The sequence below is a fragment of the Alphaproteobacteria bacterium 33-17 genome (assembly GCA_001897445.1).
Lineage (GTDB): Bacteria > Pseudomonadota > Alphaproteobacteria > Rickettsiales > 33-17 > 33-17.
Genome location: MKSX01000009.1, coordinates 111,869 through 125,714, shown reverse-complemented (window position 1 = coordinate 125,714; position 13,846 = coordinate 111,869). Strand labels below are relative to the sequence as shown.

The following is a 13,846-nucleotide window of genomic DNA, read 5'->3' as shown; positions in this document are numbered from 1 at the left end:
ATAGACATCAAAAGTTATTTTAAAAAACTTGCTATATGTTATTGCTTTGTATAAATATTTTAATAGAAAATTTTAAATTTAATAATTTAATTAAATATATGAAAATATTAGCTATACAAAATTTTGGTACAAGTGGAACAACTTTAATGCATAGTTACCTTGATGGTCATCCTCAGGTATTATCATTACCCGGACTTTTCGGCTATGAAGCTTATAAATTATGGTTTAGTAAATACAGCAATTTAACCCATGACAATATAATTAGCGAACATTTAAATGATTTTAATTATTTCTTTGATTCTAATACTCATTTACAAGAAGTACATGGCTTGAATGATATGGGAGACAACCATAACAAAAATGCTTCGATAGATAAAGATTTATACCTTAAATACTTTGAGGATTTTTTTCCTGAGAAATTTACAAGAAAAGATTTTTATATATCAATGATGAAAAGCTATAACTTAGCTTTAGGAAGAGATATTACAAATGCACAATACATGGTTTTCCCTATTCACAGCCAAAAAAAATCTGTGGCACAAGCTTTATGCGAAGATTTTGAACATGTGTACTTTTTATATATGCTAAGAGAACCAATTCAAAATATAGGTTCTCTTGCAAAACATATTGCTAAAAATACGGTTTGGCTTAAAGTAAATGCCTTAGAATCAGCTATTTCTCAGATATATTCAGATGAATCCCAACATATTGGCAGATACAAAGTTCATGGTATAGTTCCTTATTATAAAACTTCTAATTCTACTTATGGCGCATTAAAACTTGAGGATTTACATAGCAATAAACATGAATCTCTTGCTGCTTTATGTAAGTGGTTAAGTATTGATTGGAATGACTGCCTGCTTGATAGTACATTTTGTGGCTATAAATGGTGGAACCGTAAAGAAAGTGCAAGAGTAAATGGTCAAAACGAAGAAACTATCGGACAAAAACACATAGATATTCTTAATATCTATGATAAAGAACGCATAGTGTCGATTGGAAAAATGATAAAAACCTATTACCCGGCTAAAGATAACGCGAAGTACAATTTTTTATCGTTTTTACCTATTTTTGAGTTTGAAAAAGACATAGAATATTATAAAAACCGCGTGGAGTACATTTTTAAAAGATTAAAATTAAAAACTAAGCTTTCAAGATTATTATGGCCATTAATCTGGGCTCTAGATTATATCAACATCCGAAGAATTATTATCAGAAGCCATATTTTTCAAAATAAACAGCAGGCCGAGCTAGAATTAATTTATAACAAATAATAAAAATAGTAGTCAAAGTTAATATTACTTATCGTTTGACTACTGCTCTAGAACTAAGCTACATTATCATTACTGATAACTTCAAGACTTCTGGTAAATTTATAGTTTTTAAAATATTCCATGTTATCATCTTTTTGTCCGTCAAGTTCAAACATAAATAAAATGTCAGGACTTAATGGATATGAAATACCCAGTTCATCATAAACCCTTCTAAATTTTTCTACAAATAGCTTCCTTAGTGATTCTTCTGGGAAGAGTTTAGGCAGCTTAAAGCTATGCTCAATAAGCCCTGCAATATAATGCTGGCTAGTTTCCTCAATTGAATCCTCTATATCTTTCATAGATACTATTAAATCTCTTTCAGGTAAGAATAATGGATCTATATTCGCTTCTTTTCCTAACACATCATTAGCAATATTTTTGGCTATAAAAGGGGACTGATGGAAACCATCGCGGTATGTACCCGTAACTACCCACAAATTATCCATTGAGGTTTTACCAATTAGTGGGAATGTATCAACACTTACAGGCCTATTACCAAACCTAGTTTCAATAATATTTGAGTTATACAACCTATAGTTAATTTGCTCAATTGTGCAGTTCATTAAAAATTGAAGAAGCCCCATTTTTGGCTGCGTAGTTGGCGTAAAACACACATTATTAGTAGCACCAATATATAAATTTTCGCCATTTGGAACCACATGAAGACCGCAAGCACCTGATCTATTGGGCGTTCTAATTACAGACTTAATTTTATTTTCATATGACTGGTCAATTACAGCAGCATAACCAGTTCCGGAAAGAACCCTCGGGATACGTTCATTAATTTGAGGTAACTTATCCAAAAGATTTTGAGTATATACCCCTGCTGCAAATATGAATTTATCAGCAGAAACCTTTTCTCCATTATCTAAATTAACAGAATTTATTCCATAAAAATTACAATTTATATCATTTACTATTTGATTTACAAAAGTAACATTTTGTTTAGATTCAAGGACTTGCTTAAGTAAATTAATGAATTTACCAGACTCTATAGACCCCTCTTTATCAAGCCTAATAGACCTTAGAGGCCTGCTTTCTTCGCTTGGGTCAAATCCTTCAATATCCCTGTAGTCAACAAATTGCCAAGGCTGTTTATACTCCTTTAGAGCAGTTGTCATAGTATCAAAATTATCGCTGTCCAGTTTTCCTGATTTAGAATTTAAAACTACAAAAGTTTCATTGTCTATTCTTACTTTTTTACTAGAATCTACTTGCGAGTTAAGTTCATCAAGCCAATCTGGCCACATGTCTAAGGCATTGAAAGATAAGTCAAATTTGCTTTTAGTATACTGATTTTTAAAGCTATCCCTTGTAATTTCAGCAAAACAATTTAGCATAGCGCCTGCAGCTAAACTCGCTGAATTATTGTAAGAGTTTTTACCAATTACTGCTATTTTAAGACTTGATTCTTTGGATAATTGATAAGCAATTGACAAGCCTATTATTCCATCACCTATAACGGCTATATCATATATCATTTATAGAGATCCAGTTTAATTTATGATTGCGTTAATTAAATAATTACTATAAAATTATTTAATAGAATTAAAGTTTTTTTATATTATATTAATGATTACAAAGTCAACAAAAAAATTGATCCAAAAGATACTTTACTTTCCTTCAAATGGAGAGCGGAAGATATTTTCTATATACGGAATAATTAATTATCCGATTTTTTATATAGTATGGAAATATTATAATGGTGAAGCATATGAGCATTTAGGCCTTAGAATATTCGCAGGTCTATTATGTCTTGCTTTGCTTTTTTATAAAAGATGGCCATCTTTTATAAAACCATTTTTAAGTTTTTTTTGGCTTTTTACTGTAACTTACTGTCTGCCATTTTTCTGTACTTATCTTTCATTAATAAATCATTTTTCTATGAATTGGGTTCTGAACTGGACTCTGTGTATCTTCCTAATGATAATGCTATTAGAGTGGATTAATTTTATTATTTTATTGATTGTCGGCATTATATTAGGTTACCTAACTTATCTAGTAAATTTTGGCACCCCTCTTATTGATTTCGATAATCTTAATAATTTTATAATCAACGGCACATGGGTAATATTAATATGCCTGGCCTTCTCTTTTAGTAAGTCTCATAAAAATAAAGAAAAAGATGAATGGATGAAAACGCTTTCATTAATCAATCAAGATTTAGAAAATAAAGTTAAAGAACGTACTTTTCAACTAGAACAAGCTCTCAATATAAAGACTCAAATTTTAAATAACTTAAGCCATGAAATTAGAATGCCAATTCATGGTGCAAACGGGATTTCGCAAATATTAGTAGATGTTTGGGATAAAATTTCTGACAACGACAAATACGAATATTTAAAAAAGATTGCAAAAAATAATGCAAGACTAGCTAAATTTGTTAACAATATTCTTGATTTATCTAAAATCACAGCTGGTAAAATGCAGTTTCACTACAGAGACATTAATCTTATAGATATCATGACAGATATTTTAGAGGAAGTTGAAGAGCTATACTTAAATAACAAAAAGATCGAAATCTATCATGATTTTAAAGGCTTTAAAAGCGTATTACTAAGTGGCGATGAGCTTAGAATATCACAGTTACTAAGAAATATTTTCAATAATGCCGTAAAGTTTACGAAAGAAGGCAAAATTACAGTTAAATTTGAACAAGATTTAATTAACAAATTACCTGCAATTAAAATAATTATTCAGGATGAAGGAATTGGTATTCCGCTTAATGAAATTGATAATATATTTGAACCATTTATACAAAGCTCTCTTACCGATAACAAAGCAGGTGGCACAGGTCTTGGCCTTGCAATTTCCAAAGAAATAGTAGAGGCACACAATGGAAAAATATGGGCTGAGCACAACAAGCCAAATGGCGCTATTTTTAATATATTACTGCCAGCAAATGAAATAACTCTGCTTAACACAAATAGTAACAATCTAGAAAAACATACACCTCAAGCTATTAGCAAAATATTATTTATCGATGATGAACAATCATCGCATGATCTTTTTAACCTGATGATATACAAGCAAAGCCATCTTAAAGTTGTGCATTCCTTAAATGGCATAGAGGGTATAGAAGCGCTTAAAAATCATAAAATAGATTTAATTTTACTTGATTTAATGATGCCGGTAATGAATGGATATGAATTTTTAAAAATAATTAGAAAAAATCCTGAATATGCAGGCATTCCAGTTATTTTACAAACGGGCGTCAACAGCACCTCTCCAGAAATTTTAGAAATTAAAACACTTTTCCCCGATGTTCAGGTAATCTACAAACCCTACGAGCATCATATTTTATTAGAAAGCATTCACAAAACATTGGAAAACGCACAGTGATTTCAGTTATGCTGCAATACAATGACTATGAGCGAAGCGCAGAAATATAGGACGTGACCAAAGAGTGACACATATTAAAATTCCAATCAAATTACTATATAATTTCATTTACATATCGCATAACAAACTGCTATAATATCCAATACTTAAAAATACAATTGTTGGTCTGGTTATGCAAAGGTTTTCTCCTAAATTTTATATAATAACATTAGTCTTAATAGGTTTTTTAGGATATCAGGTGTGGCAAAAATTTGGTCATAAATTTATGCAGCCTAATATGACGCCAATGGTGAGTATAATAGCAATTCAGCCCGACAAAATTAAATTAGATGCAGAATATAATGCCAGAATTAACGCTTCTCAAGAAGTTGCAATTATACCAAGAGTAACAGCAACTCTTATTAAAAAACTTTATAACGAAGGCGATTTTGTAAAGAAGGACACCCCTCTTTTTGAGCTTGATAAATCAGAGCTTATTGAGGCAATGAATAAAGCAGAAGCTGGTCTCAAGCTAGCTCAGCTCAGTTTTCAGCGAGTTCAAAAGCTTACAAAACAAAGAGTAGTAAGTGAAAGTGAATTTGAAAATGCAGATGCAAGCTTTAAACAAGCCGAGGCTGCCTATCAGTTAGCAAAAATTAACTTAGATTATGCTATCATAAAAGCCCCATGTGATGGTTATGTAAATAGCTCCAATGTTGATGAAGGTAACATCGTTCAGGCAAACCAAACTGTCATTACCAATATGTATAAAACAGATACTTTGAGCGCTGAATTTGGTTTTTCTGATAAAGACCCATTATTAACTTACGTTCAGGATCAAAAGGATAAAATTCAGGTAACAGTACTTGATGAAAAAACACCAACTAAAGCTTTAACTGGCAAAATTTCCTATATTGCAAGTAATATCGATGAAAAAACTGGCACTATTAAAGCAAAGGCTACTCTAGACAATGCAGGCAATATTTTAAAAGCTGGAAATTTCGTAAGAATTTCTTTGGATAATCTTGCAGTAGAAAATGGTATTATCATTCCTGACAAAAGCGTAATAGCAGGTCCAATGGGAACTATTGTTTATGTAGTGACTGAGGAAAATAAGGTTAGCCCAAAGCCGGTAAGCCTTGGATTACTTACTAAAAAAGGAAGGATTATTACAGGTGGCTTACAAGCTGGTGACAAAGTAATTACAGAAGGCCTTATTAAACTACGCCCCGACATGATTGTTGAGATTCAAAAACCTGAAGAGGCACCAAAAGAAAATGAATAGTAAGTTTTTTATCGACCGCCCTGTTTTTTCTTCCGTTATCTCGATTATTATAGTACTTGCTGGTATTTTGGCCATGCAAAACTTACCTATTGCTCAATATCCCGAAATTGTCCCGCCTCAGGTTAACGTATCAGCATTTTATCCTGGTGCGAGCGCAGAAGCAGTAGCAACAAGTGTTGCAGCACCGCTCGAGCAGCAAATTAATGGTGCCAAAGGCATGCTTTATATGCAGTCCACAGCATCAAATGATGGACAGCTAAATATATCTGTTACGTTTGAAGTAGGAACAGATGTTGATGACGCAACAATTGACGTAAGCAACAGAGTTCAGGCAGCACAGGCTAAAATGCCAGAAGACGTAAAGAAAAACGGGATTACCGTAAGAAAAAGGTCATCTGCCATTTTACAAGTTATCAGCATGTATTCGCCTTCAAACAGCTATGACCCTGTTTATATTAGTAACTATACTTTACTCAACATAATTGATGAATTAAAACGCCTTCAGGGTGTAGGTGATGCAAGTTTATTTGGATCAAAAGACTATTCAATGCGCATTTGGTTTAAGCCAGATAAGCTGGCATTTTATAACCTCACCGTTGAAGACGTTGCCAATGCAATATCTGAGCAAAACTCGCAATATTCAGCAGGTCAAATTGGACTTGAGCCTATTAATACCAAACCTCAGGATTTTGCATATTCCCTTACAACTAAAGGGAGGTTAAGTGACCCAAAAGAGTTTGAAAATATTATTATACGGGCTGACAACAAAGGAAACACATTAAAAATCAAAGACATCGCACGCGTAGAACTTGGGGCGCAGGATTATAATTTTAACGTAAATTTTAACGGCTCACCTGCCGTAGCAATAGGTATTTATCTGCAGCCAGGTGCCAATGCCCTCAAAACAGCTGAATCAATTAAGAACAAAATGGAAGAACTAAAAGAAAGCTTCCCAGATGAACTAGCTTACTCAATTCCATTTGATACTACCAAGTTCGTAGAAATTTCGATTAAAGAAGTAATAACAACCTTTGTTGAAGCTATATTTTTGGTCGTACTTGTAGTTTATGTATTCCTTCAAAACGCAAGAGCAACATTAATTCCGGTAATTGCTGTTCCAGTATCAATTATCGGTACATTTGCTGGTATGTATGTACTTGGCTTTTCAATAAACTTATTAACTCTTTTCGGACTGGTTTTAGCTATTGGTATTGTGGTAGATGACGCTATCGTAGTACTTGAGAACGTTGAAAGAATCATGAAAGAAGAAAAAGTTTCAAGTAAAGTTGCGGCCTATAAATCCATGGAAGAAGTTGCAGGGCCTGTTGTTGCAATCGTTTTAGTACTTTGCGCTGTATTTGTGCCAGTTGGATTTATTGGTGGCCTTACAGGCGAGATGTATAAACAGTTTGCTATAACAATTTCAGTATCAGTTGTAATTTCAGGTATTGTAGCTCTCACCTTAACACCCGCGCTTTGCACCTTAATTCTAAAATCGTCTCATGACCTTGAACCTAGCCCGTTTTTTGCAAAATTTAACCGCGTATTTGATTATATGGGAATTAAATATACCGAGGGTGTAGCCTTTCTACTTAAACGGACTGGGATTGGTATAGCGCTATTTGCAGGCATAATATTTTTAGGATTAGGACTTTTTAGCCGTATTCCTACAAGTTTAGTACCAGAAGAAGATCAAGGGTATAACTTTATGATAACTGTACTTATGCCAGGGTCATCATTGTCGCGTACTCAAGCCGTAACTAACCAAGTTGATAAAAATATTTTAAGCGAACCTAATGCTACTAGTATAGTAACATTTTCTGGATTTGATTTACTTACAGGCTCCATTAAATCTAGTGCTGGCACTTCCTTTATTATGCTGAAAGACTGGGATGAAAGAAAGCGCCCAGATCAGGACTCTCGCAATTTAGTTGGCAAATTCATGGGCATGAACGCTGGCATTAAAGACGCTATGGTAATTGCGTTTAACCCTCCCCCAATCATGGGCATGAGTACTACAGGCGGCTTTGAGTTTTACTTACAAGACAGAATGGGCGGCACAACGGCTGATCTTGCTGCGGCAGCTGCCAAAGTTGTTGAAGAAGCATCTAAAAGTCAGATTCTTACAGGTATCAGAAGCTCCCTTAATATATCAATTCCGCAATATAATATAACAGTTGATCAGGTTAAAGCTAAAGCGCTTAATGTAAGTATCCCTAGTATATTCAATAGCCTTAGAACTGCGCTAGGCGGTCTTTATGTAAATGACTTTACCTTATATGGCAGGGCTTATAAAGTAAATATGCAAGCCGAAGATATTTACCGCGATCAAATAGAAGCTTTAAAATATCTTTATGTCAGGTCTAATGACGGCAATATGATTCCTGTTGAATCATTAGTAACAGCTGAACGTATCATAGGTCCTGACCTTATAGAACGTTTTAACGCTTTCCCTGCTACAAAAATTATGGGTAGCGCTTCGCCAGGCTATAGCTCAGGTGATGCAATTCAGGAAATAGAGCGTATTGTTAAAAAAACACTCCCAAAGGGCTATGCAGTTAGCTGGACTGGATCAGCCTATCAGGAGAAAATTGCAGGCGGCTCAAGCTCAATGGCGTTTGTATTTGGTATAATAATGGTGTTTTTAATACTTGCTGCTCAATATGAAAACTGGAAGATACCTTTTTCAGTTATAGCCGCAGTACCATTTGGGGTATTTGGCGCATTACTTGCCGTTTGGATGCGTGGACTTAATAATGACGTATACTTCCAAATCGGGCTTGTAACTTTAATCGGACTCTCAGCAAAAAATGCTATTCTAATTGTCGAATTTGCCGTAGTAAACTGCAAGCAAGGCATGGACGTTATTCCTTCTGTAGTTTCAGCTGCGCGCCAGCGTTTCCGTCCTATTGTAATGACATCACTTGCATTCGTATTAGGGTGCGTGCCGCTTGCTATAAGTAGTGGCGCAGGTTCTGCCAGCCGCCATTCAATTGGTACAGGTGTTATTGGCGGCATGCTTGCTGCGACGTTTATTGCAATCTTCTTCGTCCCACTGTTCTTTAAACTTATTATGAAATGGAATGAAAAAAGGCAAAATGCTTGATTTCAATTAAAAGATGTGCTAATTGCTAGCCATAAATATTAAAAGCATTATTTATGGAAGAAAAAACTCTTAAATTCCCTTTCGGATATGATGAAAAAGGAATAAGATACGAACCTTATAAATTAGACCCAGAAAGCAATAAATATATTGCACATCAACATATACCATCGGGAGAGAAGTGTAATCTCAAATTTTTAGGAATACCATTATCTTATACTAAAAGTACAAAAAAAAGACCTTATTTCCGATCCATTCAAAATAAAACAATCATTAATGATCAGGAAATTAACCTTGTGTCATTAAACAATGAATCTTATGAGCATTTAGCATTAAAAATACATTTTATTAAAACCAAGAAAATTCCGATTCCAGATATTAATCGAAGGGTTTTTAAATCGGATAAAATTACAGAAATTTGTAAAAAGTTCTATATAAGGGATAATCAAGTTTTTTCTCAAGATTCAGCATACACAAAAGGTTATTCTTTAGAAACATTTGTAAGTAACAAATATTATTTTTATAAATCAGGTGAATACTATATCGATATTTTCCAGAACAAGAAATATTTTAGAGATGGGGAAATAAAATCTGAGGTTTCAGGCTCTACATTATGTAAATTTAAAGACGTTATACAAAGTCTTGAAGATGAAGATATTAAACAACTTAGCAAATTTAGATTTGATTTGGTAATTTTTAACAAAAATGGAAAGCCCAGAGTAATAGTTGAACTTATTTACAGTAATACTATGGATAAAGATAAATTTAGAATCTTAAAATTATTATCAATTTCTGTAGTTCAATTAGAAATTAAACATTCAAAAATTATTATTGAAAAAGATGGAATTAATAGTGCTATGTCAAAATTTCATATTAGTTGGGTTAATAATCCAATTTTTGATCAAGAACATTTACAATCATTAAAAACTTTTCAGGAAGAACTAAATAAAAATAAAATTTTAGTTACTGACATTACCCCTACTTTTTATACTCCAATAAAGCATATTTCACAAATTGAGAATCCTATTTTAACAAAGGCTCTAGAAACTCAAAAACAAACAAATGACTTAACTACTAATACCATAAATATTCATGAAATTATTCCAAATCAAGTTATTAATAAGTCACAACAAAATATCATTGGATATCAATTAAATAAAATATTATATATCGTTTGCTTTATATGTTTATTTATTTTATTAGTTTGTATAATTAGAATTAAATAACATATTTTATATATAATTAAACAAATTCAGTTTATTCATTGCAAATTTTAGCATTTTCAGTCGTAAAAAAGGTATTAATTTTTAAAAAAAAGTCCTAATTGTCTGTCTTTATTTGGTAAGTAAGTATTTATAAAAAATCTTTTAAAACTTCATCATCTGGAAACTCTCCCCAGCCTGACTTTAGAATTCTTCCTATATCATTTATATCTATAACCTTTCCCTTAGGATAATGACATAATAGAGGCTTACGGTGTTCACAAACCTCTATTATATACCAAACCTTACGACCATCTAAAGTAGTTGCTTGCTCAATGATAATATTATTATTTTTGAGCTGCTCTCTATAGCTTCTATTTAGCAAGTTCATAACCTTTGTTAATTAAAAGTAGTGCTGCCTTATCATGAATAACAACAGTTGGTACTGTTTCTTCAGGCATTTTTGGAAGTACCTTGCCTTCAATAGCGTTCTTACGACTACCAAACATTATAACCTTTAATAAATTTTGTTCCAGTTTTTGATATTTTCCATCAATTACCGCTTGATTAAACTTTTCGCTAATTAAAGCTGCAGTTTCTGAAAAAATTGTAAGCAAATTATTAGCATCAAGATTTGCTTTCTCTGCACTTATATCGAATTTCACACCTAAATTTGGGAAATACTCTTTACGAATATTCTCAAAGCTAATTTTTTGTCTTGTGATAAATGGCTGCGAACCAATTAAAATAACATTTGCTGGATTTTCTTTAGAAAAACCTAAGCTTTCTAAATGCTTATAAAGTGATTTAGCATTGTCTATGGTAGTTGGTCTTAAATTATCTACTTCAACTGTAAAAATCTTGATTTTTGAAGTATTTTTAAACCCATTATCAAGCTTAGGATTGGTTAGAATATCAACTTCAATATTTTCACCAGGGAATGCTTTCTTTAAATAATATACTGCCGCATCTTTCTCATCTATGTATGGCTTGCAGTTAAGAGTTTCGCCGCTTAGTGGTGATGGAAGCGGAATAAATGGCTTAGTTAAATCATATTTAATACCTAGATTATTTGCTATTTCCAAAATTGTTTCTTCACCATCAATACCCTTAGTAAGTGGTCTGTTACCAGTTAAAAAATAAAAATTATCATGTGGTAGTTTACTTAAATCTTCTGCATATTTGCTAACCGTTTTTACCATCTTTTTTGTAGATGAGCCTGGTATTACAATAGCATGAGCGCTTTTCATACTAGGCTTTAGTTCATCTATAATTCCCAATTTATTAAATATAGCAATAACTTGCTGGGGATCTCCACCGCATAACCAATTATTAGGGTCGCATTTTAATGAATCCCTTTCTTTACCTAATTCGCGATTAAAGGCTGTTTGAGCCTGATATAAGAAAAAGTACAACAAATCCTGATCATTTAAAACTTTATTATTATAAAGATAGTCTAATTTAGCTATAATCATTTCAGATGCATTATCGTTTTTTAAATCTGGACTTATATAATTAAATACATATTCAGCTTTGTTCTGGTCATATATTAAATTTAAAGATTCCCAAAGTCTAGCTTCCTCAAAAAATCCAGCCTGAGTCCAAAGCTGGAAGAACAGTACAATTTTTTGAGGCTCTAAATTTAAGTTACTCGCAAGTGTCGCAAATCCTGACATCTCTTTTCTCCTGTTATCCAAGTTAATAATCTTATGAAAAATCTCTATAATTAAAGAGCTTACATAAAATCAACTTTAATATAATACCTCTCAGTTGTCGGTCAATATGTTTATAGTTAAAGTATTTAAATTATGGTACAGAAATGACGAACGAAGCCTAGTAAGCCTAGGTGAGTGAGGAAATGACGCATACCAGAATTATAAAGACTTAACTATATAGTGCATTTATTAAAAAATCATGTATAATATTGTATCAATTTTCAATAACCCTATGTAATATATAAATTTATGATATCTATCAGCAATCTGGCCATGAGTTTTGGCCCTAAAATCCTTTTTACCGATGTAAATCTTAGTTTAACACCTGGCAATCGATATGCCGTAGTTGGAGCCAATGGCTGCGGTAAATCTACGTTTCTTAAAGTTGTTGCAGGATCTGAAGAAGCAGCAGATGGTGAGGTAACAATCCCTAAAAGCCTGAAACTTGGCTGGCTTAAGCAAGACCACTTTATGTATGAAAACGTATCTATCGTTCATACTGTTATTGCTGGTAAAAAAGCTCTTTGGGAAGCAATGCAGGAGAAAGACGCGATTTTTGCTAAAGAAGAAATTTCTGAAGAAGACGGTTATAAACTAGGTGACTTAGAAAATGTCATCTACGAAAATGATGGTTACACTGCCGAAAGCGTAGCAGCAGAGCTATTGGTTGGGCTTGGCATTAGCGAAGACAAGCATTATCAGCCATTATCTATACTTTCTGGTGGTTATAAACTAAGGGTGTTACTAGCGCAAAGCTTATTTGAAAACCCTGATATTTTGCTTCTTGATGAGCCAACAAACCACTTAGATATGCCAACCATTTACTGGTTAGAAAACTATTTAAAGAACAATTTCAAGGGTACTTTGGTGCTAATTTCGCACGATACTACCTTCCTTGATAATTTAGCAACTCACATTCTAGATATAGACTACGGTGAGATCAGGCTTTATACAGGTAATTACTCGGCTTTCGAAAAAGAAAAGCAAGCAGTTATGGAAGCTAAGATGAACGAACGCGACTATTTAGAAAAGAAGATTGCCCACATGAGAGTATTCGTGGAGAAATTCCGTGCATCTGCCACACGTTCTAAGCAAAGTGCTTCAAGGGAAAAACTCATTGATAAAATTGAACTTCCTGTAATTGATAAGTCTTCAAGAATTGCACCTAATTTCTTATTTAAGCAAAAAAGACCTTCAGGTAAAGATGTTATTAAAATCAAAGAAATCTACAAAAGTTTTGAGGATAAACAGGTACTTAAGAATATCAATATTAATATAAATCGTGGTGAGAAAGTTATTATTGTTGGACCTAACGGTATGGGTAAATCAACATTACTCAAAATTATCACAGGTAATTTACAGGCAGATAGCGGAAGCTTTGAATGGGGATATGAAACCCACGTTTCATACTTTGCTCAGGATCACCATGACCAGCTTCATGAAAGCAAATCAGTTATAGACTGGCTTACAGATAATACAAATCAGGAACACGTAACCAGAGTTAGAACCACTTTAGGTAATATGTTATTCCGCAAAGACGAAGTTAATAAAAACATTTTGAATATTAGTGGTGGTGAAGGCGCAAGGCTTTTAATGGGTAAAATTATGCTCGATGAAGCAAACGTTTTAATCCTCGATGAGCCGACCAACCACTTAGATATCGAATCTAAAGATGCACTTAAAAAAGCGCTTAAAGAGTATCCTGGTACTCTTTTAATGGTAACGCACGATCGTGACTTTGCAATGAGCATTGCTAACCGTATTATCGCCATTACTCCTAAGAAGCTTATAGACTTTAAAGGAAAGTACGATGAATACTTAGCAGCTCACGAAAAAGACTTCTTAGTTTTAGAAAACAAATAAAAAAAGTCGGAGATTTCCGACCTTTTTTTATAATGCTTTGC

9 protein-coding genes are annotated in these 13,846 nt (G+C 33.0%); 6 read left to right on the top strand and 3 right to left on the bottom strand.

From position 1 onward, the window contains the following. Window positions 1-35: 35 nt before the first annotated feature. Window positions 36-1,274 (top strand): hypothetical protein, encoded by a 1,239-nt coding sequence (locus tag BGO27_04345; protein OJV16058.1) that lies wholly within the window; start codon window positions 36-38, stop codon window positions 1,272-1,274. Window positions 1,275-1,327: 53 nt separating this feature from the next. On the opposite strand, the gene BGO27_04340 is transcribed toward BGO27_04345, so the two are convergent. Continuing rightward, window positions 1,328-2,797 (bottom strand): hypothetical protein, encoded by a 1,470-nt coding sequence (locus BGO27_04340; GenBank protein ID OJV16057.1) that lies wholly within the window; start codon window positions 2,795-2,797, stop codon window positions 1,328-1,330. Between the two features lie 442 nt (window positions 2,798-3,239). Here BGO27_04340 and BGO27_04335 point away from each other — a divergent pair, with 442 nt between their 5' ends. From BGO27_04335 to BGO27_04320, 4 genes are all read left to right on the top strand, one after another. Beyond that, on the top strand, window positions 3,240-4,658 hold the full coding sequence (locus BGO27_04335; protein OJV16056.1) for a hypothetical protein: 1,419 nt from the start codon (window positions 3,240-3,242) through the stop codon (window positions 4,656-4,658). Between the two features lie 172 nt (window positions 4,659-4,830). Then, window positions 4,831-5,922, top strand: a complete 1,092-nt coding sequence (locus BGO27_04330; GenBank protein ID OJV16055.1) for a hypothetical protein — start codon at window positions 4,831-4,833, stop codon at window positions 5,920-5,922. Further along, complete coding sequence (locus BGO27_04325) at window positions 5,915-9,028, top strand: RND transporter (GenBank protein OJV16054.1); 3,114 nt, start codon at window positions 5,915-5,917, stop codon at window positions 9,026-9,028. Before BGO27_04330 ends, BGO27_04325 begins: the two co-directional genes overlap by 8 nt. A 53-nt stretch (window positions 9,029-9,081) precedes the next feature. Continuing rightward, window positions 9,082-10,251: a hypothetical protein gene (locus BGO27_04320; protein OJV16053.1), complete on the top strand. Its 1,170-nt coding sequence runs from the start codon at window positions 9,082-9,084 to the stop codon at window positions 10,249-10,251. 127 nt (window positions 10,252-10,378) lie between these two features. On the opposite strand, the gene BGO27_04315 is transcribed toward BGO27_04320, so the two are convergent. Both BGO27_04315 and BGO27_04310 read right to left on the bottom strand, forming a co-directional pair. Beyond that, the gene (locus BGO27_04315; GenBank protein ID OJV16052.1) at window positions 10,379-10,618 is read right to left on the bottom strand and encodes a hypothetical protein; all 240 of its coding nucleotides are present in this window, start codon (window positions 10,616-10,618) and stop codon (window positions 10,379-10,381) included. Next, window positions 10,602-11,903 carry a hypothetical protein gene (locus tag BGO27_04310; GenBank protein OJV16051.1) on the bottom strand — a complete coding sequence of 434 codons (1,302 nt, stop codon included), beginning with the start codon at window positions 11,901-11,903 and terminating at the stop codon, window positions 10,602-10,604. The genes BGO27_04315 and BGO27_04310 overlap by 17 nt, the downstream gene beginning before the upstream one ends. A 288-nt stretch (window positions 11,904-12,191) precedes the next feature. Between BGO27_04310 and BGO27_04305 the strand changes: the two genes are divergently transcribed. Next, on the top strand, window positions 12,192-13,805 hold the full coding sequence (locus BGO27_04305) for an ABC-F family ATPase (protein ID OJV16050.1): 1,614 nt from the start codon (window positions 12,192-12,194) through the stop codon (window positions 13,803-13,805). The last annotated feature ends 41 nt before the right edge of the window (window positions 13,806-13,846 follow it).

Coding starts and splice junctions, on each gene's coding strand:
- BGO27_04310 (OJV16051.1), bottom strand. CDS start 11,903: ATGTCAGGATTTGCGACACTTGCGAGTAACTTAAATTTAGAGCCTCAA.
- BGO27_04305 (OJV16050.1), top strand. CDS start 12,192: ATGATATCTATCAGCAATCTGGCCATGAGTTTTGGCCCTAAAATCCTT.
- BGO27_04340 (OJV16057.1), bottom strand. CDS start 2,797: ATGATATATGATATAGCCGTTATAGGTGATGGAATAATAGGCTTGTCA.
- BGO27_04345 (OJV16058.1), top strand. CDS start 36: ATGTTATTGCTTTGTATAAATATTTTAATAGAAAATTTTAAATTTAAT.
- BGO27_04330 (OJV16055.1), top strand. CDS start 4,831: ATGCAAAGGTTTTCTCCTAAATTTTATATAATAACATTAGTCTTAATA.
- BGO27_04315 (OJV16052.1), bottom strand. CDS start 10,618: ATGAACTTGCTAAATAGAAGCTATAGAGAGCAGCTCAAAAATAATAAT.
- BGO27_04320 (OJV16053.1), top strand. CDS start 9,082: ATGGAAGAAAAAACTCTTAAATTCCCTTTCGGATATGATGAAAAAGGA.
- BGO27_04335 (OJV16056.1), top strand. CDS start 3,240: ATGATAATGCTATTAGAGTGGATTAATTTTATTATTTTATTGATTGTC.
- BGO27_04325 (OJV16054.1), top strand. CDS start 5,915: ATGAATAGTAAGTTTTTTATCGACCGCCCTGTTTTTTCTTCCGTTATC.